This is a genomic window from [Clostridium] symbiosum (genome assembly GCA_036419695.1).
In the GTDB taxonomy this organism is placed as follows: domain Bacteria; phylum Bacillota; class Clostridia; order Lachnospirales; family Lachnospiraceae; genus Otoolea; species Otoolea symbiosa_A.
This window is the reverse complement of sequence record CP143946.1, coordinates 4,331,117-4,351,058: the sequence shown is the minus strand read 5'-3', so window position 1 is coordinate 4,351,058 and position 19,942 is coordinate 4,331,117. Positions and strand designations below refer to the sequence as shown.

The following is a 19,942-nucleotide window of genomic DNA, read 5'->3' as shown; positions in this document are numbered from 1 at the left end:
CGTTAGACGGGGGCGTGCAGCCGGACACGGAGTGCACGGCAACGGATCTGCAGCTCGGATCTGCCGTCGTATTGCAGTTGAATAAAATAAGAAAAGATGAGGTTTTTTAATGAGAAAATTTTTAACAGTAGGACTTTGCGGCGCAGCGGCCCTGATGCTTTTTGCAACAGGATGTTCAGGACAGAAGAGTGCGACAGGCACTACGGCTTCAGAGGCGGAGAGCACTGCCGCTGAGACGGAGACGGAAGAGTATGTGGCAGAGGGAAGCATTACCCTTGGGGACTATAAAGGAATTCCGGTTACGGTGACAGAGCCGGCGGTGACGGACGAGGAAGTGGATGCACAGATTCAGCAGCTTTTGAATTCCAGCGCCAAGTATGTGGAAGTGGATCGCGAGGCAAAGCTTGGCGATCAGGTCAATATTGATTACAAGGGAACAAAAGACGGAGTGGCTTTTGACGGCGGAAGTGCGGAAGGATACGATTTAATTCTCGGTTCCAACAGCTTTATTGACGGGTTTGAGTCCGGCCTTGTGGGGGCGAAAAAGGGAGATAATGTATCCCTGAACCTGACTTTCCCGGCAGATTACAGAAATACGGATCTGGCAGGCAAGGAAGTGGTATTTGAAGTAACCGTCAATAATGTGCAGGAGAAGACGGTACCGGAGCTTACGGATGAGTTTGTTACCGAAATTTCACCGGAGGATGGAACCGTTGAGAACCTGAAGAAGAATATGAAGGAATTTATCCTGGAGAATAAGCAGGCTCAGATTGACAATCAGAGAAATACCGATATCCTTAACGCAGCTATCGACAATTCCGAGATTGTCTGCGCTACGGATGAAGTGAATACAAACTTTGACAACCAGGTTCAGTACTATACAAACCAGGCGGCGATGTACGGGATGGATCTTGCTACATATGCAGGGCTGATGGGAATGGATGAAGACGGATTAAAGAGTGAGCTTAAGGCGATTGCAAAGGATATGACAAAGCAGGAGATGCTGTTAAAGGAGATTGCATCCAAAGAGAACATTACGATCTCGGACGAGGACAGGGAAGCTCTGGCAAAACAGTACGGATACGACGATCTGGAAAGCTTTCTGGAGACTGCTGATAAGGAGATCGTCGATGATACGGCTCTGATGCAGAAGACACTTGATTTCCTGGTGGAGAATGCGGTTATCACAGTCGCTGACGCAAAAGAGGTTCCGGCGTCATAAAAGTATAATACAAAGTAACAGTTCATGCTGTCTGAACTGTTATAATACAAAAGCAGGTGGGGAATATCATATGCAGATTTTATTGGACCGAATCCGCAAAGACGGGGTAGTGAAAGCAGGCAATGTCCTGAAGGTGGACCGCTTTTTAAACCATCAGATGGATATAGGGCTCTTTAAAGAGATTGGCAAAGAATTTAAGAGACGTTTTGAGGGTACGGAGATTAATAAAATCCTCACAATCGAGGCGTCCGGCATCGGAATTGCCTGTATTGTGGCGGAATATTTCGACGTACCGGTTGTGTTTGCAAAAAAGACGAAGACCAAGAATATAGCAGGGGACGTATACACCACGAAAGTGGAATCCTTTACCCACGGAACGGTTTACGATATCATTGTATCCAAAGAGTTTCTGGGAGAGGGGGACAAGGTCCTCGTGATAGACGATTTTCTGGCCAACGGAAAGGCACTGGAAGGCCTTACGGCATTGATTCAGGATTCAGGGGCAGAGCTGGCAGGCGCCGGAATTGTCATTGAAAAGGGATTCCAGGATGGCGGTAAGCGTATCCGCGAGAATGGAATCCGGCTGGAATCGCTGGCTATTGTGGACAGCATGGATGATAAGACAGGAGAGATCGTGTTCAGAGATGAATAGGAAAGCGCTATTTTTTGATATTGACGGAACATTATTCAGTGAGATTACAAGGCAGGTACCGCAGAGCGCGGTACTTGCCTTAAAAAAAACCAGGCAGAGGGGAAACCTTGTGTTTATCAACACGGGCAGGACGTACTGCCAGACAGAGGGAATCAGAAGCGAGGTGGAACTGGACGGGCTTCTGTGCGGCTGCGGCACCTATATTACAGTGGGGGATGAAATTCTCTATGACCGGAGAGTTTCGGCCGAAAGGGCGTTACGCCTGAAGGAGGATATTATCCGTTTTGGACTGGACGGCGTGCTGGAAGGAGTCGAGGGCTGCTATTTCAATAATGGAAAATCCAGGATGCCCGTGGTGGAGCGTATGATTCGTCTTCTGAAAGCGTCGGATGCCTATATTCCTCTGGGATGGGACGACAACTCCTATGAGATCACAAAGTTCTGCGTTGTGGCGGATGGAGAGAGCAGAAGAGAAGAATTCTTTGCCACGCTGAAGGATGAGTTTGAAGTAATCGACAGAGGCGGGGATTTTTATGAATGTATCCCGGTTGGACATTCCAAGGCAACGGCCATCGAAGCAATCCTGAAACGGTACGGGATTGCGAAGGAAGACGCATGGGTGTTCGGTGACAGCATGAACGACCTTTCCATGTTTCAGTATTCACTCAACTCGGTGCTGATGGGAAAACATGACAGCGGGCTGGAGCCTTACGCCACTTTTACGACGAAGACGGTCGAGGCGGACGGGATAGCCTATGCCCTTGAAACACTGGGGATGCTGTAAGAAGGGAAGAAATTTGTTACTGTTCACGGTAGTGGACAGTAATAGAAATTACGGAGTAAACAGGGGGAGTTACAAGATGAAGGAATACAAAATCAGAAAAATCAAATCTCCGATGGAGATAGAATCCTGCGTGAAAGCGGAGATTACAGAGGTTCAGTGGAACTGCAGAATGCAGCCCAAATCATGGGCGTATATGGGATACCAGGAGGGAAAAGGTCTCCTGGTCCGCATGGCCTGTGAGGAGACAAACCCTCACAGAGTCCATGTCTACCATAAGGGACCCGTATGGACGGACAGCGCCCTGGAATTATTCCTGGCATTCCCCATCCATGAGGGAGGCGTACCGGGGGAGATTGACGGCAGGTGCCTGTATCTGAACTTTGAACTCAATGCCAATGCGGCAATGTATGCCCAGTATGGCTATGGCAAAGAAAACAGGGAATTTATACCGGACCAGGTATACCGGGAAAGCCGCTGCAACGCCGTCATCGGCCGGGACGGCTGGAGGGTGGATTTTCTGATACCGGAGTGGTATCTTAGGGAATTGACAGGCAGAAAACTGGAGGACTGGCTGGCAGCAGGAGATGGGGCAGGACGGATGCGCTGTAATTTCTACAAGATATCCGAGAGTCCCGAGATCGAGCATTATATGAGCTATTCAAGGATAGAGAGCGATGTGCCGGATTTTCATCTGCCTTCCTATTTTGCGGAGGCGGGATTTGAGAGATGAGAACGCCGCCGGTGTCGGCTGGGATTCGGGATGGGGAGGTTATGAGTCTTCAGTCCCGGGCGTCAGGTTGTCGCGGGTGGGGAATCCGGGCAGAAAAAGTTCCTTCGGGAAACGCTCGCGCTCTTCGAAGTACATAACGGTACTAACCTCGTGAAAAACCTCGGTAAGTGCCGATGAACTTCAGGTTCCCTCCGGAATCTTTTTCTCCCTTCTTCCCCACAGGCAGGTTATGGCCGGGACTGAAGACGCAAAGGTTTCCGCCATCCCGAATCACGGCCTGCGGCCGCTGATTTGTTCTATTTCTTCAAATGGGGAGGGGATTGTCGAAGTCACTGAATATCTTTAAAGGCCAGGGGAATGACACCTGGTCTGTTTTAGTGGTTTTGTCTGGAATTTAGCAAGGAATTTAATTATTAAATTCTGCTTTCGATTTTGACTAAATGCCATCATAATGTATAAGTATCATAACCCCCAAAAAAGAAAGTAGAAAATCTATTCCCGTCATGATATGATAAAGAGGGTTTAGACGTTCTGTCAGAATGCAGATGACGGAAAAGGAGATTTTATATTTTTATGGATAAATATCAGGTATTAAAACACTATTTTGGATATGAAGAATTCCGGGAGGGGCAGGAAGCGTTGATTGACAGTATCCTTTCCGGACAGGATACTTTGGGGATTATGCCTACCGGCGCCGGAAAGTCGTTGTGTTTTCAGGTTCCGGCCCTGATGATGAAGGGAATCACGTTAGTCATTTCACCATTAATTTCTTTAATGCAGGATCAGGTATCAGCCCTGAACCAGGCCGGCGTTCATGCCGCGTATCTGAACAGTTCCCTGACGGTAAGCCAGTATTATAAAGCGCTCTCCTATGCGAGAGAGGGAAGGTATCCGATTATTTACGTTGCCCCCGAGAGGCTGGTGACGGAGGAATTTCTTGATTTTGCCACGCATGCCGAGATTTCGATGCTGGTCGTTGATGAGGCGCACTGTGTGTCACAGTGGGGACAGGATTTCAGGCCGAGCTATTTAAAAATTATGGAGTTTGTCGATAAGCTTCCGAAGAGGCCGGTCATCAGCGCCTTTACAGCGACTGCGACAAAAGAGGTGAGGGATGATGTGATTGACATCCTGATGCTGAGGGAACCGACGGTGGTGGCGACCGGGTTTGACCGGCCGAATCTGTGGTTCTCGGTGCAGTCGCCGAAAGACCGTTATGCGACGATGAAGAATTACATAGAATGCCATCCGGATCAAAGCGGAATTGTCTACTGCCTGACCAGAAAGACAGTGGAGGAGGTCAGCAAAAGGCTGGCCGATGAAGGTTTTGAGGTGACACGCTATCATGCGGGGCTGAGCGATGCGGAGAGAAAACGGAACCAGGAAGATTTTATTTATGACAGAAAGAATCTGATGATCGCAACGAATGCATTTGGCATGGGAATTGATAAATCGGATGTACGGTTTGTCATTCATTACAACATGCCGAAGAACATCGAGAGTTACTACCAGGAGGCGGGGCGTGCGGGCAGGGACGGTGAACCGGCCGAGTGCATCCTGCTGTATGGCGGCCAGGATGTGATTACCAACCAGTTTTTTATTGATAATAACCAGGACAACCAGGAGCTGGACTTTGTGACCAGGGAACTGGTTCAGGAGAGGGACCGCGAACGGCTGCGCAAGATGACATATTACTGTTTCACCAATGAATGCCTGAGAGATTACATCCTGCGCTACTTTGGGGAATATGGTGGAAATTACTGTGGAAACTGCTCCAACTGCCTGAGCCAGTTTGAGACGGTGGATGTTACGGAGACGGCCAAAGCGGCAATCGGCTGTGTGGAAGACTGCAGGCAGAGATATGGCGTCAACGTGATTCTTGACACGGTGCGCGGCGCCAACACGGCCAAAATCAGGCAGTACCATATGGACGAGAATGCATGGTATGCCGCGGCAGCCAAGGTTCCGGCGTTTAAACTGCGCCAGGTGATGAATTACCTGCTTCTCAACGATTATCTGCGAGTGACAAATGATGAATACATGCTTGTGAAGCTGACGGAAAAATCAATGGCCGTCCTGAATGACGAGGAATCCGTTGTCATGAAGATGGCAAAAGAACAGGAACACGAAGCAAAAGAGAGGGGCGCAAAGAAGAAAAAAACCGGCAAGGGATTTGCGGCCGGACTTTCCGGTGGGGAATTTACCGAGGAGGACGAGAAGCTGTTTGAAAAGCTGCGGGCACTTCGGATGGAGATTGCCAGAGAGGCTAAGGTTCCGCCGTATATTGTATTTTCCGATAAAACGCTGACCCATATGAGCATTGTGAAACCTCAGTCAAGGGAGGAGATGCTTAACGTGTCCGGCGTCGGTGAAGTCAAGTATGAAAAATACGGGGAGAGATTCCTGGAATGTGTGCTTGAATCTGCCGCAGAACCAACCGCCATGAATTGATAATATCTGATATCTTATAAAAGATTCGTAAATGTACAGATTTTATCTTGTTATAGTCCCGGGTTTTTAGTATAATAAAGATAAGTTACAGTTGAGACTTTCTTATGAAGGGGGCGTTTATATGGAGAATAAGTATACCAAGATTAAGACAGCAGGAACCGATGTCGCTTTAAAGGTACTGCCCGGACATTTCGCAACCAACCACGCCCATATCAATTACTACATTGATATGACTACAATGAAGACAAGAACCAGCGAGGCGCAGGAAGTAGCCAGGGATCTGGTAAGCATGTATCTCTATGACACGGTGATTGATACCATCGTGTGTATGGAGGAGACGGAAGTAATCGGAGCATTTTTGTCGGAAGAACTGACAAAAGGCGGTTTTCTCTCCATGAATGCACACAAGACAGTTTACGTTGTGAGTCCTGAATTTAACAACAACAGCCAGATTATCTTCAGAGAGAACCTGCTCCCGATGATTAGGGGAAAACACGTTATGATTCTGATGTCCACGGTAACAACAGGACTTACGGTTAATAAAGCCGTTGAGTGCATCCAGTATTATGACGGCATCCTTATGGGCGTATCGGCAATCTTCAGCGCACTTGACGAGGTTAACGGAGTTCCGATTAAGTCGGTATTCGGCAAGAAAGATTTACCGGACTATGCCTATTCAGACTACAGAAACTGCCCGCAGTGCAAGGCCGGAAAGAAACTGGATGCGCTTGTAAACACGTTTGGCTATTCGCTATTATAAGAGAACCGGCCGCTGCCTCTGCATTATCCCGCGAGGCGAAACACGGTAACAATTAATCAAAGAATTAAATTATTAGAAAAATTGATTGACAGCCTGTATGGCTTGCTGGTTAAGTTTATTTCAATAAGATTGAGAGGGCATGTTAAAAAATACATGTCCTCTTTTTTGAGTGGCAATGAAAAGTTCGCGAAGCTTACTATATCCCTTCCATAAAGCCGGGACAAATTAACCCGCGTCACTCCCAGCCGCGTCCCCGCCCCGCAACTAAATCCTCTTGACAAAGCCTCCCCCCTTCGATATAATGATATTGGACACTGGATACAATTGGATACCCCATCAAACATCAGGAGGTATCACATGAGTAATCTAACAATAAGACCCATCAATACAGGCTTTGTGACAATGATCCCGAAGCAGTATCTCTACCACCATTCAACGGTGGCATTCTATCCGGAGGCCTCTGATCAGGAAGAGGAGTATCCGGTCTTTACATACCTTGTAGAAGGCGGCGACAAGCTATTGCTGGTAGATACCGGCATGGCCTATACGGAGCGCGCCGATCAATATCACCACCACGGTTCACGCCAGCCGGAAGGGATGGCAATCACGGAGCAGTTGGCTGCTTTGGGATATAAACCGGAGGATATAGACATTGTAGTGTTTACCCATCTGCACTGGGATCACTGTTTTTACATGGAGAAATTCACCAATGCACAATTTTATGTTAACCGAAAAGAGTATGAATTTGCAATGAACCCCATTCCGCTGTATTACAAATCGTATGAAGCGCCGGAGCTTGGAATCACCAGGCCTTTTGAGGGAATCCAGATGAATCTTGTGGAGGGTGAGACGGAGATTATGCCGGGAGTCCGTGTATTTGAGACGCCGGGGCATTCCGTGGGCCATCAGTCCGTTGAGATCGATACGGCCGCCGGTAAATATATCTGCTGCGGTGATTCTATCTTTATTATGGATAATGTGAAACCAATCGAAAAACTGCACTATGACATCACGCCGCCCAACCGCTTTTCTGATATTGTTTCCACATGGAAGAGTATTGAGCTTATTAAAGAGCGGGCGGAGAGCCTGGATCGGATCCTCACATGCCACGACAGGGAGATACTTGATCGCGCTGCCGCGTCGCCTGTACTTGGAGTGAAAGAGGAAGGCAGGTGAAAGAAGAAGTCCGGGTGACTTCGAGAATATGGCAGTGATCGCGGTTATAGCCTGCTGTGATACAAAATATCACGAGATAACATTTGTGCGGGAAAAGATTAGAAAGAGCGGTAACCAGCCTCTTATACTGGACATCAGCACGGGGCCATGCATCCCTTTGAAGGCTGATATAACACGTGAGGAGGTGCTGGCGGCCGGAGGTTATACCTGGGAGCAGGTACACGGATTTGATAAGAGCGGAGCTATCTCCGCGATGACGGAGAGCATAGCAAAGACAGTGACGAAGCTGTATCAGCAGAAGAAGATAGACGGTGTGATCGGGATGGGCGGACTGCAGAATACAGTTGTGTGTTCGGCAGCCCTGAGACTGTTACCCATCGGGTTTCCCAAGATGATATGTTCCACAATTGCGAGTGGTTCCCGCTGTTTCGATACGGTAGTAGGTGATAAGGACATCGCCGTAATTCCGTCTATCGTCGACTTTGCAGGAATGAACCCGATCAGCGAGGCAGTGCTGGGCAATACGGTCAGCGCCATGATAGGTATGGTTACCCATGGAAGCAGAGGGATTGATACGAAAGGGGAATTGTATATCGGCACCACTCTGATGGGCATTACCAATGATACCGTCATGCAGGCATCCAATGAATTGGCGGAGAATGGGTTGAAGACCATCAGCTTCCATTCCACGGGGATTGGAGGAAAAGTGATGGAAGATTTAATCCGGGAGGGAGTCATCACGGCCGTGATGGATCTTTCCCTGCATGAGATGACGGCGGAGTATTTTGGCAATTACGGATACAGCAAAGGCGCCGTAAACAGGCTGTGCGCCGCTGCGGAAATGGGGATACCGGCACTTGTCTGCCCAGGAGGAATTGATTTTGCCTGCCTGCGTCCGGAAGAACTGTTCGATGACCAGGAGGAGCGGGGATATGTGTGGCACAATAAAGATTTGACCCATACCCGCCTTTACGAACACGAGATTTTAGATATAACCAGAACAATTGCAGAACGGCTCAACCACTCAACCGGAAGGACAGAAGTGGTGCTTCCGATGGGAGGGCTGCGTACGCTCAGCTATCCCGGAGAGTTTTTCAACAAGCCGGAAACAATCCGGAAGATGAAAAAGATCTTTGAGGAGGAACTCAAACCGGAAATCACGTTTAAAACATTTGACCTGAACTTCTGTGATCCGGAGTTTGCCCATATCTGTGCGCATGAAATGATGAATCTTTTAAATGGAGCGGATCAATGATGAGATATAATGAATATGTGAATCTGGCGGAGGATATTCGGAAGGCGGCAGCCAAATTTTATGCGCTTCGTTACCAGATGAGTAACGGAGGCAATCTGAGTGTCCGGATACCGGAAAAAGACTGGATGCTGGTAAAAGGAACCGATGTTGCTTTTGATGAGGTCGGTCCCGATACGCTTGTCATCACCGATTTTGACGGCAATGTAATCGAGGGAGAACTGCGGCCATCTAAAGAAGCGCTGCTCCACGGAGCTATCTATAAGGAGGTGGCCGGGGCAGGCGCAATTATGCACTGCCATTCACCATATGCCACGGCTTGGGCGGCCGGGCATGAAAAACTTCAGTTTTCCACGCACCATTCCGGGATGAAGCTGAAAGGCCTGGTGCCGGTGTTCGATACCCATTCCTATGCGGTGCCGAAGGAGTATTTCCCGCAGATCGTGAAATTCTTTAAAGATAATCCGGGGGCTAATGCCTTTTTGCTTAGAGGACACGGTCAGGTGACGATTGGGAAAGATATGAGAGAGGCGGCGTACCTGGCGGAGCTGGTGGAGGAGACGGCGCAGATCTCTATTTTTTCCTGAAACTCCGGATATTGAAGCATCGGGATGCATGCAGCGTGGATTTTCCATCGCCGGTAAATGACGGCCTGAGCGAAGTCTGACCGCAATGCACTCCTGTACGGAGAGTTTTTTATTCTAAAAAAGGTGTCTCTGAATCTCCGTTAACCGGAGAAAATCAGAGGCACCTTTTCCTGTCCAGGGAAAAGCTCCCGGCAGATAAATCAGGAAAAATTCACATGCGTGCTGACGCTGTTGACGACATCCTTCAGGTGATCTGAGATTGCTTCTTTTGTTGCTGTGATATTCCGCTTTCTCAGGCCCTGGACGATGCGCGCATGTTCGGACAGCGTGTCGTTGGCCCGTCCTTCCAGGGAATAGTAGATGGATTTGAATGAATCACATTTATTCCAGAGGCCTTCCAGAATCTCCACGGTATTCGTACATCCGGACAGGGAGCAGAGCAGAGAGTGAAACTGACGGTCAAGCTGCATGAATTCTTTCGAGGTATTGGAGAAGCTCAGCATGCGCAGGTTGATTGCGTCTACGGCATCAATTTCTTCATCGGACGCTTTGATGCAGGTTCTGGCGGCGCAGTACTGTTCCATGAGAATCCTCACTTCATAAATTTCATTGAGATGTTCCCTGGAAAGTTTGAAGACCACGGCTCCGCAATGGGGTTTGGTAATCAGCAGTCCCTCCGCTTCGAGACGTTTCATGGCATCCCTGACGGGGGTGCGGCTGACACCTAATTTTTGAGTAAGACTTTCCTGGGCAATATGTTCACCAGGTTTAAAATCCCCCTGGATGATTGCATTCTTTATCCAAAGATAAACGGAATCAGAAACAGTTGTATATTGGATTAATGGTTTGGTGTTCTCCATAAGCAGCTCCCCTCTTTGATTTAGAAATAATTACCAGTTTTAAATATACCCTAAATTGAGTACATTGTCAATCGATTGGACAATGTATCCAATGTTGGATGATATTATTGCAAGATATAGATAAAATATTGTCAAGAAAATAATTATTTATTGACAATATATACAATAAGATGTACAATGTGGCTATAGTAATGTATCCAATATCCGGTGTCCAACGGAAAAAGGAAAAACTGTAACGGTAAAATGAGAAAGGATGGAGAAGATGAAAAAAAACAGATTATTTGCATTGGGGATGGCGGCAGCAGTAGCAATTTCAACGATGACAGGATGTGGAAGCAGCAGTACACAGACGAAGGAAACGACGGCTCCGGCTGAACAGGGAGGCGCGGAAGCGGCGGCCCCATCGGAAAAGAAGGAGAAAATTACATTGAGGATTGGATCGGGTCATTCGGAATCGAATCCATGGATTACGGCGCTGGAAGATTATTTTGTTAAAAATGTTTCAGAGCGCGTAAGCTCCGAAACGAATTATGAGATCGACTGGGTTAAATCTTACGGCGGCTCCGTTATTTCCCTGGGCAATGAGCTTCAGGGAGTACAGGACGGTCTGGTGGATATCGGATGTACAATCCTTGTATTTGAGGCATCCAGGCTTCCTCTCCAGGATATGGTTTACAGCATGCCGTTCTCCTGCTCCGACCCGCTGGTAGTTGCGGAGACAATCAAGCAGATGTATGCGGCTTATCCGGAATTTACTTCCATTTATGAATCGGATTATAACCAGAAGTTTCTTGGTATCGGCGTGTCGGATCCTTACGGTTTCTACAGCACAAAAGAAGTAAAATCACTGGATGATGTAAAGGGAATGAAGATTGGCGCGGCCGGCATCAACCTCTCCTGGATTGAAGGCTCCGGAGCGGTAGGCGTCCAGACCTCTTTAAATGATACATACCAGAACCTGCAGACCAACGTTTGCCAGGCAACCATACAGCCGACACACTCCTGTGTCAATTTAAAGGTTTATGAGGTGGCTCCTTATTATCTGGATGCCAATTTCAACGTAGTTCCTTTCAATGCAATAACGGTTAATATGGATACATGGAAGGATCTTCCGGCGGAAGTACAGACTATCCTCACGGAAGTGGGAGAGGGATATCTGGATTACGAGGCTAATTACATTAATGAGATCCATGAAAAAGATCTGGCAGATTTACAGGAAAAAGGATGTACAATCGTCACTCTGAGCAGAGAAGAGCAGGAGAAATGGGCTGCCAGCTTACCGGATATTGTCAATGGTCTTGTAAAGAACCTGGACAATGCAGGATATAAGGGAGCCGAGATTGTGGAGAAATACTACCAGATTCTTGAATCACAGGGAATCGAAAGAGTACGTGACTGGAAGATAACAGACTGATTGACAGGGCAGAGATATTGTAGGGAAGGGTGAACACATGGCCATTCTGCGAAAAATTGACAAAATACTGGAGCGCTTTCTGAGCATTATGGATGGAATTGCGTCTATTTCCATCTTTGTAATTATGATTTTAATCACTGCGGACGTACTCAGCCGGCTGCTGCTTAATAAGCCGTTTGTGGGCACCGCGGAGATTGTCTCAAGCATCATCATCATTGTGTGCTTTCTGGAAATTCCCTATGTGGCGGTAAAGGGAGCGCATGTGCGGACGACGATGCTCTATGACAAGGTTGGGACAAAGGGAAAGCTGGTCATTGATATCATAGCGGCGTTTCTGGGAATCCTGGTATATTCTTTTATCATCAAGGCAAGCTGGGGAAACCTGCTCCATGCAATCAGCATCGGCGAGGCGGAGATCGCGGGTTCATTCCGTGTCACAACGATTCCGGGAAGATTTGCGATTATCTTTGGATCCGGGTTAATGATTCTGGAATTTATCGACCAGATTGTAAAATTTGGCTACAGGCTTGTTACAGGAAAAAGTTTTTATGGAGAAGGGGGGAATAAGCGGTGAGTACAGGCGTTGTTGCAGCGTTTTCGCTGATTCTTTTGCTGGTGCTGATTTTCTGTGGCGTGCATCTGAGCACTTCCCTGATGTTTACCAGCACCCTGAGCGTATTCCTGTTTACGGGGAGATTCTCCACTGCGATGAATGTATTGAGCCAGTCGGCCTGGGGAGCGGTCAGACAGTATATGTTTGGCGTAATTCCGCTATTTGTACTGATGGGACTGTTGGCCAACTTATCTGGTGCGAGCCAGGATCTCTATGATTCGGCCAGCCTCCTCCTGAAAAAGGTGCGCGGCGGCGTCGGAATCGCCACGGTAGTGGCCAATGCAATTTTTGCGGCAATCACCGGCGTAACGGTTGCTTCGGCAGCGGTATTTACAAAGATTGCCCTGCCTCAGATGCTGAGGCTGAAATACGACAGGAAGATAGCACTGGGAACGATTTCCGGTTCTGCTATCCTCGGAATGCTGATTCCTCCGAGCCTGCTTATGATTGTGTACGGTTCACAGGCGGATGTGTCCATCGGAAAACTGTTTGTTGCCGCCGTATTCCCCGGTGTGCTCATGACCATCGCATTTATCATTGTAATTCTGACGGTGGCGCATGTGAAGCCGGATTATATTCCCGAGGTAGAGGAGTTGACAGAGGATGAGAAAAAGAATTTCTGGAAAATCGTCCTCCGTCCATGGCCGATTGTGCTGCTCATCATTATCTCCCTTGGAGGCATCTGGTGCGGCTTTTTTACACCGACCGAGGCGGGCGGCGTGGGAGCGTTCGGCGCTTTCCTGATTGTGGTTTTCAAGAAACGGTTTAACAGAAAAGATTTCTGGGAGACACTTCTCTCAGCCGGTTCCACTTCGGGAAGCGTACTGATACTTCTTGTTTCCGCATCCACCTATTCGAAGACACTGGCAATGTGCGGCGTAATTAATGTCATCAGAGGATTTGTAGAGAGTTTACATATGCCTCCGATTGGAGTGGTTATCCTGTTTATCGTCATCCTGATGATACTCGGCTGTATCCTGGATTCCACCTCCATCCTGCTTCTGACAACGCCTCTGATGTGCCCGATTATGGCGGATCTGGGGTATGATCTGGTGTGGTTCGGGCTTGTTATGATTATTGCGATCGAGACAGGTATGATTACGCCTCCGTTCGGAATGAATGTATTTACGGTCAAGTCGTCGCTGTATGGGATGGAAGGCGTGGAGGACATCACGGTAAATGAAATATTTGCCGGCTCCATGTGGTTTCTGGTGGCAATTATAATTGTAGATTTATGCTGTGTATTCTTACCGCAGCTCGTGCTGTTCCTGCCAAATGCCATGTAGGAGAGAGGCAGAGGCGGAGGTACCGCAGACTCAGCGTAGGAAACAGGCTATGGCGCCGGTGCGTGAAATGTTCCGGTAAGACAAAGAAAAATGCAAAGCGGAGCCGTTTTAGGCTGCCGCCAATGAAAGGAGTTATATATGGCAAATATGAAAATTCCAAAAGAGAAGACGGCGATCGTCCTGATTGAGCCACAGAATGATTTTCTGACGGAGGGCGGCACCATGTACGCCCATATCAAGGAGCAGCTTGCGGAGAGAAATGTAATTGCAAATCTTCAGGATTTGCTTTCACAGGCGCGTGGAAAAGTGGCGAAAATTTTCTATTGTCCATTCCATCCCTTTGATCCCGGATTTCCGGAGTTAAAAAAGGGAGGACCAGCCTGTGAAGGACTCCGCGGCCTTGAAATGGACATGGAGGCGGACTGGGGAACCGGAGCCTGGCTCCGCGGCACTCCGGGACCGGAAATCATCAAAGAACTGACCCCGCAGCCTGGTGACGTGATTGTGGAGGGAAAGAAAACACTGGATGCATTTCATTCCACAGGTCTGGACTATTATCTGAGGGCAAATGAGATTGAGTATGTGGTATTCACCGGTTTCCATACGGACTGGTGCGTGGAATCTTCGGCCAGATCGGCTTATGATAAGGGATACCGCGTGATCGTGCTCGGCGACTGCACAGCCACTGACACACAGGAAGAGCAGGACTTCTGCGAGAAATGGATTTTCCCTAAGATTGGGAAATTGATGGGTTATAAGGAGTTTTTGGAAGCGCTTGAATAGCCGGATTATTTGTATGGAATGGTGAAAGGGTACTAAAAGAGACCAGCTTCGCATGAGACGTCCCCATAAAGTCAACTTTTGGGGACAGTTCGGCGGGCTGGTCTTTTTGACTGATTTTATAAAGGCTGATCTGTTTCGGAAGGGATATATACGGCGATATCCTCAATTTGGCAGTCCAGTATCCGGCATAGATCATTAATTGTCGTGGTGGTCATCGGTTTGTTGTTTCTCAGGCGGTCGATCGTACCGCTGGAAAGGTGATGTACTGTAATAAGAGTATAAGTTGATTCGGAAGAGGCCATGAGTGTTTTCCAAAACGGGCCATAATCAATCATTTATTATACCTTCTTTCTCAGCAGAATTTTTGTCGTTTAATATCAAAAAAAATAGAACACAGGTATCAATATTATTAGGATAAAATTCTATTTTATTCTTGACTATAGTCATTATTATGACTATAATTCTAGAGAAAAGAGAGACTGATTTATCAGGAATTATAATCGCAGGCACCGGTACGATAGAGAGGAAGAAGGGATAATGAGATGGCTGAACCGCAAAAAAAGGAAACCAACAGGAAAAACGAAAACTTCCTCCGTTTATCGAAAGAGCGCGTGAATAAAGTAATTGACGCAATAGAGCGTCTGGAGAATCTTTCTAATAAAAATCAGTACAGTTACACGGACGAACAAGTGGAAAAGATGTTTACAGCCATTGAAGAATCACTGGATTCGGCTAAAAAATCATTTAAAGATAAAAAACCGAGACAAAAATTCGACTGGTGAAAACCGGTTGATTCATTACCGAACAATAAAAAGGAATTGACACAATGCCGGGAGGGCTTTGGTCAATTCCTTTTTATTGTTGGTGTTTTATAAATGGCAGTAATCAGTATGTAAATTATTCATGTTAATTTCAGCGCAGACAGATTGCGATTGATCTGAAAGACGGTTTAAATATGAGAGTAACTCCCAGCGGGAGGAAATATTCAATTTCCTGTAGATATTTTGCAGATGTTTATTGAGAGTATGCTCCGTGATGTTTAATGCCCCGGCAATGTCTGCATTACCACAGCCTTTCTGAACGTAATCCGCAATTTCATGTTCCCGTTTTGTTAGAAGGCATTGAATTTGAGGATGGCAGGAACCGTTTGGTGAGCTATGTATTTCCAATGCGGTTTCTTTTCGGGACTCCGGTGACGAGGCCAGATAGTAACGATGATAGAATACACAGTTCAGATGAATGCTGAGAAGTCTCAGATACAGTACATCCAGATCGGTGAACTGAGACTCATGTTTCGTCCTGTAGAGGGTCACACATCCCAGAAAATGAGAATTATAAGTCAGATTCATCTGTAATGTATCAAAAATATCATAGTGAGAGTAACAGTCCCTGTAGATTCTGGAGGACAGCCGCTTCGAGTCTGAGAGAGCCTGGCTGTCCCTGAAGACCATAGTCTGAGGGGAGTAACTCATCCAGAGCAGGTGATCCTGCTCTTCGTACTGAAGATAACGTTTTTCAGCCTCGATAAAGCTCTCCGGTTCGCAAATCGGATGGCAGAGATGGCCTTCATGATTCAAATCGGCTAAAAGAACACTGGCATAGGAGCATTTAATAAAATGTTTCAGGCGCTTTAGCAAGATCCGGCACAGCACCTCAAAATTTCCCTCTGTATAGATACTGTATATTAATTCATTCAGCAGGCAGTATTCGTTAAGTTCCATGACAATTCCCCCCCCGGTTGGAAAGACATCCAAACTGATAAATACGTAAGTAGAAAATGAGTATTTTAAGTATAAAAAATAATTATTTATAGAAATAAATAATAATTATTATATGAAATAATTATAAAATAATAATTGAATATTTACAGAAAATATTGTAGCATAAATTACAACAAATTGCAATTTAATAAAAAAGTGGTAATTTATTACATAATAAACCGGTTCCAGTTTTATATTAGTTGCAATATAAGTAGGGAAAAAAAGAGGAGGTATTTGTATGGGGTTTGGTATCTTATCGTGTATCCCGATTGTAGTATTGCTGGTGGGGGCCACAATTACTAGGAAAATGCCGGAAATGCTGTTACTTTCATCATTTATCGGCGCAGTCATTTTGTATGGGAAAGGGTTTTTTACAGGCTATATCAACATTATGTATGAAGCTCTGGCAAATGGTTCTTTCCAGTTTATTCTTCTGATTCTCGTAGGTTCCGGCGCGCTCATTGCACTGCTGGAAAAATCCGGTGCAATGCTGGGGTTTAGAAATATGATCCGGAAAGCAGCGAGTACCAAAGACAGAGCTTTATTATTTACCTGGATTCTCGGCGTAATCGTTTTTATCGATGATTATTTAAACGCACTGGCAGTATCCTCCGCTATGAAAAATATAACGGATGAATACAAGGTGCCGAGGGAGCATCTGGCATACACGGTCAACTGTACCGGCTCTTGTGTCTGTGTACTGATTCCGTTCAGCAGCTGGGCAGCCTTTGGAATCGGCGTTTTCAAGGATTACGGATTGGAATTTTCCGATTATGTAAAGGCTCTTCCTTTTATGTTTTACCCGATAGTTGCACTGATTATCTGTCTTTTATTCGGCTATGAGCTGCTGCCCAAATTGGGAGGAATGAAGGAGGCATATGACAGAGTGGCGGCAGGCGGTTCAACTCTGGTGCCTTCTGATGAGGCAAGAGCGGAGGAGAGCGACGGGGCGGTTCCATCTTCACCTATTAACTTTTTACTCCCAATGCTTGTGCTGATTGTCACGATGATTTTGTGTGATAATGAACTGATTCATGGCCTTCTGGCGGCATTAGTAGCCCAGGCGGTATTGTATATCGGTCAGAAAATCATGTCTCCGAAAGAATTTATAGAAACTGCATTTAATGGAATTTATTCCATGGCTAGCGTGAGTTTTGTCGTGGCCCTGGCGTTCATGATGACGGCTGTAAATACGAATCTGGGCTTTTCAGAATACATGATTGATATACTGGGGGCGCTAATACCGGCTACAGTATTACCGGTTATCGCATTTCTGCTCGTTGCATTTATTGCTTTTGCATCGGGAAGCTTCTGGCCTCTGGTTGTAATTGTAGCTCCGATATTTATGCCGATGGCACTGAATTTCGGAATGAATCCTTCCCTGATTATTGCGGCCATTATGTCCGGGATTGCATTTGGAAGCCAGTTCTGTTTTTACTCGGATGCGGTATTTATGACGGCTGCCGGTACGGGAGTTCCCAATGTGAACCAGATTAAGGCCATTGCGCCCTATGTCTTGTCAGGAGCGGTGATTGCGGCCATTCTTTTTGCAATAGCAGGTTTTATCAGATAGGGACGGAAAGGAGAAAATATGGAATTTGCAGATAAATTATTAAAGAGCAGGGCAGTTTATGACTGCAGAGGAAGCAGACCTTTTGCGGGTTCTGTTGCAGTTAAAGGAAACAGAATTCTTGCGGTGGCCCATGGTGATGAGATTCCCGACTGTGTGGGGGAAAATACACAGATTACCGATTACGGGGAGCAGATGATAATGCCCGGTTTTGTAGATGCACATGTCCACTATTTTATGGGAGGAATGTTCGGCAGTAAACATGTCTGCACGGAAATTACCAATTCCAAATCAGAGGCTGAATGCATTGCAATGATCAAAAAGTTTGCGGATGAAAATCCTGATGAGATAAGAATTATCGGTCTCGGGTGGTTTCCATCCTATTGGGGTAATGCACCGCTTCCGGACAAGCGTTCCATTGATGCGGTCATTCCGGATCGGCCGGTATATCTTCTCAGCGCGGATATCCATACAATCTGGTGCAATACGAAGGCGCTTGAAGAGGCAGGAATCTACGCCGACATGCCGATCAAGAGCGGTGAGATAGGCACCTTTGAAAATGGGGAACTGAGCGGCCTTTTATTCGAACCTGAGGCATATCAGCCTGCGATGGATAAGGTGATGGAGCTGCCAAAAGAGCAGATGAAAGAGGTACACAGAGACTTCCTGAAAGAAATTGCTTCCTGTGGAATTACGACAATCAGTGAAATGACAGCAAATGATTATACGGATAAGACACTCCGGAATTTCCGTATCATAAAGGAGCTGGAGGAAGAAGGGGCGTTGACGGCCAGGCTCCATCTGTATACAAAACTTGCCGGTTATACCGATTTTAGTAAGGCGCTGGAATATAAGAAGGAGTTCTGCTCGCCCAAACTCAGAATGCAGGGAATTAAGGGATTTATTGATGGAGTGGCCTCAACGTATACGGCTCTGACGCTTGAACCGTACAGTGATAAACCGGACTGCTGTGGTATTGGAGTTCCGCTGGTTCCTAAGGATGAAATGCAGTTATCGGTCAATGCGGCAAATGCAGCCGGATTTCAGGTGAGAATCCATTGTATCTCAGACGGAGCGGTAAGAATGGCACTCGATTTATATGAGGGCTCTATCAGGGCGAATGGCAAACTTCATCTGAAAAATGCGGTGGAACACATAGAAAATATTAATCCGGATGATATAGGAAGATTTAAAGAACTGGATGTAATTCCCTCCATGCAGCCGATGCATCTTTTACTGGACGCGGATGAGCAGATCCTGAGAATGGGAGAGGAGCGCGTGAAATATGAATGGGCGTTCAGAAGTATTCTGGATGCAGGCGGAAAACTTGCATTCGGCACGGACTATCCGGTTGTCGGCTTTGACCCATTCCCGACGATTTATGCGGCGGTGACGAGAAAGAACCTGGATGGCAGTCCGGCCAGCCACAATCCATGGGAATGTCTGACCCTGGAGGAAACCCTGAAGGCATATACCATCGATGCGGCCAACACATACGACCGTGAGGATGAACTGGGGACACTGGAACCGGGAAAATATGCCGATATTATTGTAATAGACAGGAACCTGTTTGAGTTAGAGCCGGATGATATTCTGAAATGCTCTGTTGTAATGACCATGATGGATGGCAGGGTTGTATTTGAAAAATAGCCGGATTTAACCCTTGTAAAAAGAAGTGTTAATAATTAGTATCTGTGTATTCATACTTGGCTAAGACCCTGCATACATTGTAAAAACAATGATTTCAGGGGGCAACCTTTTGAAAGAATATATTGAAGAGCGGGCGGTAGCTATAGCGAATTACATCATCGATTACAATGCAACAGTGCGTCAGACGGCAAGAAAATTTGGGATTTCGAAGTCAACGGTACATAAGGATGTTACTGATCGCCTGGAGCATATCAATCCCTCTCTGGCAGCTCAGGCCAGGGTAGTTCTGGATATCAATAAGGCCGAACGCCACATCAGAGGGGGCATGGCTACTAAGGAAAAATATCAGCATCAGCTTCAGGCATGCAGCAGAAAATAGGCTCATCACATAG

20 protein-coding genes are annotated in these 19,942 nt (G+C 46.7%); 17 read left to right on the top strand and 3 right to left on the bottom strand.

Going from position 1 to position 19,942, the window contains the following annotated elements; genetic code table 11:
• Positions 1-109: 109 nt before the first annotated feature.
• From tig to V3C10_19505, 9 genes are all read left to right on the top strand, one after another.
• Positions 110-1,222 carry a trigger factor gene (gene tig, locus V3C10_19545; GenBank protein ID WVP61471.1) on the top strand — a complete coding sequence of 371 codons (1,113 nt, stop codon included), beginning with the start codon at positions 110-112 and terminating at the stop codon, positions 1,220-1,222.
• A gap of 70 nt (positions 1,223-1,292) precedes the next feature.
• Complete coding sequence (locus V3C10_19540) at positions 1,293-1,874, top strand: xanthine phosphoribosyltransferase (GenBank protein WVP61470.1); 582 nt, start codon at positions 1,293-1,295, stop codon at positions 1,872-1,874.
• On the top strand, positions 1,867-2,658 hold the full coding sequence (locus tag V3C10_19535; GenBank protein ID WVP61469.1) for an HAD family hydrolase: 792 nt from the start codon (positions 1,867-1,869) through the stop codon (positions 2,656-2,658). Before V3C10_19540 ends, V3C10_19535 begins: the two co-directional genes overlap by 8 nt.
• A gap of 76 nt (positions 2,659-2,734) precedes the next feature.
• The gene (locus V3C10_19530) at positions 2,735-3,388 is read left to right on the top strand and encodes a carbohydrate-binding family 9-like protein (GenBank protein ID WVP61468.1); all 654 of its coding nucleotides are present in this window, start codon (positions 2,735-2,737) and stop codon (positions 3,386-3,388) included.
• Between the two features lie 573 nt (positions 3,389-3,961).
• On the top strand, positions 3,962-5,839 hold the full coding sequence (recQ, locus tag V3C10_19525; protein WVP61467.1) for a DNA helicase RecQ: 1,878 nt from the start codon (positions 3,962-3,964) through the stop codon (positions 5,837-5,839).
• A 121-nt stretch (positions 5,840-5,960) separates the two neighbouring features.
• The gene (locus V3C10_19520; protein WVP61466.1) at positions 5,961-6,599 is read left to right on the top strand and encodes an orotate phosphoribosyltransferase; all 639 of its coding nucleotides are present in this window, start codon (positions 5,961-5,963) and stop codon (positions 6,597-6,599) included.
• Positions 6,600-6,956: 357 nt separating this feature from the next.
• On the top strand, positions 6,957-7,775 hold the full coding sequence (locus V3C10_19515) for an N-acyl homoserine lactonase family protein (GenBank protein ID WVP61465.1): 819 nt from the start codon (positions 6,957-6,959) through the stop codon (positions 7,773-7,775).
• A 28-nt stretch (positions 7,776-7,803) separates the two neighbouring features.
• Positions 7,804-9,030, top strand: coding sequence for a Tm-1-like ATP-binding domain-containing protein (locus V3C10_19510; protein ID WVP61464.1), 1,227 nt, complete (start codon positions 7,804-7,806; stop codon positions 9,028-9,030).
• On the top strand, positions 9,027-9,614 hold the full coding sequence (locus V3C10_19505) for a class II aldolase/adducin family protein (protein ID WVP61463.1): 588 nt from the start codon (positions 9,027-9,029) through the stop codon (positions 9,612-9,614). The genes V3C10_19510 and V3C10_19505 overlap by 4 nt, the downstream gene beginning before the upstream one ends.
• A 200-nt stretch (positions 9,615-9,814) precedes the next feature.
• Here the strand turns inward: V3C10_19505 and V3C10_19500 are convergent, their stop codons facing one another.
• Positions 9,815-10,474 carry a GntR family transcriptional regulator gene (locus tag V3C10_19500; GenBank protein ID WVP61462.1) on the bottom strand — a complete coding sequence of 220 codons (660 nt, stop codon included), beginning with the start codon at positions 10,472-10,474 and terminating at the stop codon, positions 9,815-9,817.
• Positions 10,475-10,736: 262 nt separating this feature from the next.
• Between V3C10_19500 and V3C10_19495 the strand changes: the two genes are divergently transcribed.
• The 4 genes from V3C10_19495 to V3C10_19480 all read left to right on the top strand — a co-directional run bounded on the left by V3C10_19495 (position 10,737) and on the right by V3C10_19480 (position 14,570).
• Positions 10,737-11,888, top strand: coding sequence for a C4-dicarboxylate TRAP transporter substrate-binding protein (locus V3C10_19495; GenBank protein WVP61461.1), 1,152 nt, complete (start codon positions 10,737-10,739; stop codon positions 11,886-11,888).
• A gap of 37 nt (positions 11,889-11,925) precedes the next feature.
• Positions 11,926-12,462, top strand: coding sequence for a TRAP transporter small permease (locus tag V3C10_19490; protein ID WVP61460.1), 537 nt, complete (start codon positions 11,926-11,928; stop codon positions 12,460-12,462).
• Positions 12,459-13,787, top strand: a complete 1,329-nt coding sequence (locus tag V3C10_19485; protein WVP61459.1) for a TRAP transporter large permease — start codon at positions 12,459-12,461, stop codon at positions 13,785-13,787. Before V3C10_19490 ends, V3C10_19485 begins: the two co-directional genes overlap by 4 nt.
• 138 nt (positions 13,788-13,925) lie before the next feature.
• Positions 13,926-14,570 carry a cysteine hydrolase gene (locus V3C10_19480; GenBank protein WVP61458.1) on the top strand — a complete coding sequence of 215 codons (645 nt, stop codon included), beginning with the start codon at positions 13,926-13,928 and terminating at the stop codon, positions 14,568-14,570.
• A 116-nt stretch (positions 14,571-14,686) separates the two neighbouring features.
• Here the strand turns inward: V3C10_19480 and V3C10_19475 are convergent, their stop codons facing one another.
• Positions 14,687-14,905, bottom strand: coding sequence for a helix-turn-helix transcriptional regulator (locus tag V3C10_19475; protein WVP61457.1), 219 nt, complete (start codon positions 14,903-14,905; stop codon positions 14,687-14,689).
• Between the two features lie 207 nt (positions 14,906-15,112).
• Between V3C10_19475 and V3C10_19470 the strand changes: the two genes are divergently transcribed.
• Positions 15,113-15,352, top strand: coding sequence for a hypothetical protein (locus V3C10_19470; protein ID WVP61456.1), 240 nt, complete (start codon positions 15,113-15,115; stop codon positions 15,350-15,352).
• Between the two features lie 87 nt (positions 15,353-15,439).
• Here the strand turns inward: V3C10_19470 and V3C10_19465 are convergent, their stop codons facing one another.
• Complete coding sequence (locus V3C10_19465) at positions 15,440-16,291, bottom strand: LuxR C-terminal-related transcriptional regulator (GenBank protein WVP61455.1); 852 nt, start codon at positions 16,289-16,291, stop codon at positions 15,440-15,442.
• 277 nt (positions 16,292-16,568) lie between these two features.
• Here V3C10_19465 and V3C10_19460 point away from each other — a divergent pair, with 277 nt between their 5' ends.
• The 3 genes from V3C10_19460 (at position 16,569) to spoIIID (ending at position 19,929) form a co-directional block, all read left to right on the top strand.
• Complete coding sequence (locus V3C10_19460) at positions 16,569-17,903, top strand: Na+/H+ antiporter NhaC family protein (protein ID WVP61454.1); 1,335 nt, start codon at positions 16,569-16,571, stop codon at positions 17,901-17,903.
• An 18-nt stretch (positions 17,904-17,921) separates the two neighbouring features.
• Positions 17,922-19,550 carry an amidohydrolase gene (locus V3C10_19455; GenBank protein ID WVP61453.1) on the top strand — a complete coding sequence of 543 codons (1,629 nt, stop codon included), beginning with the start codon at positions 17,922-17,924 and terminating at the stop codon, positions 19,548-19,550.
• 109 nt (positions 19,551-19,659) lie between these two features.
• Complete coding sequence (spoIIID, locus tag V3C10_19450) at positions 19,660-19,929, top strand: sporulation transcriptional regulator SpoIIID (GenBank protein ID WVP61452.1); 270 nt, start codon at positions 19,660-19,662, stop codon at positions 19,927-19,929.
• Positions 19,930-19,942 lie beyond the last annotated feature (13 nt).

Coding starts and splice junctions, on each gene's coding strand:
- tig (WVP61471.1), top strand. CDS start 110: ATGAGAAAATTTTTAACAGTAGGACTTTGCGGCGCAGCGGCCCTGATG.
- V3C10_19540 (WVP61470.1), top strand. CDS start 1,293: ATGCAGATTTTATTGGACCGAATCCGCAAAGACGGGGTAGTGAAAGCA.
- V3C10_19535 (WVP61469.1), top strand. CDS start 1,867: ATGAATAGGAAAGCGCTATTTTTTGATATTGACGGAACATTATTCAGT.
- V3C10_19530 (WVP61468.1), top strand. CDS start 2,735: ATGAAGGAATACAAAATCAGAAAAATCAAATCTCCGATGGAGATAGAA.
- recQ (WVP61467.1), top strand. CDS start 3,962: ATGGATAAATATCAGGTATTAAAACACTATTTTGGATATGAAGAATTC.
- V3C10_19520 (WVP61466.1), top strand. CDS start 5,961: ATGGAGAATAAGTATACCAAGATTAAGACAGCAGGAACCGATGTCGCT.
- V3C10_19515 (WVP61465.1), top strand. CDS start 6,957: ATGAGTAATCTAACAATAAGACCCATCAATACAGGCTTTGTGACAATG.
- V3C10_19510 (WVP61464.1), top strand. CDS start 7,804: ATGGCAGTGATCGCGGTTATAGCCTGCTGTGATACAAAATATCACGAG.
- V3C10_19505 (WVP61463.1), top strand. CDS start 9,027: ATGATGAGATATAATGAATATGTGAATCTGGCGGAGGATATTCGGAAG.
- V3C10_19500 (WVP61462.1), bottom strand. CDS start 10,474: ATGGAGAACACCAAACCATTAATCCAATATACAACTGTTTCTGATTCC.
- V3C10_19495 (WVP61461.1), top strand. CDS start 10,737: ATGAAAAAAAACAGATTATTTGCATTGGGGATGGCGGCAGCAGTAGCA.
- V3C10_19490 (WVP61460.1), top strand. CDS start 11,926: ATGGCCATTCTGCGAAAAATTGACAAAATACTGGAGCGCTTTCTGAGC.
- V3C10_19480 (WVP61458.1), top strand. CDS start 13,926: ATGGCAAATATGAAAATTCCAAAAGAGAAGACGGCGATCGTCCTGATT.
- V3C10_19475 (WVP61457.1), bottom strand. CDS start 14,905: ATGATTGATTATGGCCCGTTTTGGAAAACACTCATGGCCTCTTCCGAA.
- V3C10_19470 (WVP61456.1), top strand. CDS start 15,113: ATGGCTGAACCGCAAAAAAAGGAAACCAACAGGAAAAACGAAAACTTC.
- V3C10_19465 (WVP61455.1), bottom strand. CDS start 16,291: ATGGAACTTAACGAATACTGCCTGCTGAATGAATTAATATACAGTATC.
- V3C10_19460 (WVP61454.1), top strand. CDS start 16,569: ATGGGGTTTGGTATCTTATCGTGTATCCCGATTGTAGTATTGCTGGTG.
- V3C10_19455 (WVP61453.1), top strand. CDS start 17,922: ATGGAATTTGCAGATAAATTATTAAAGAGCAGGGCAGTTTATGACTGC.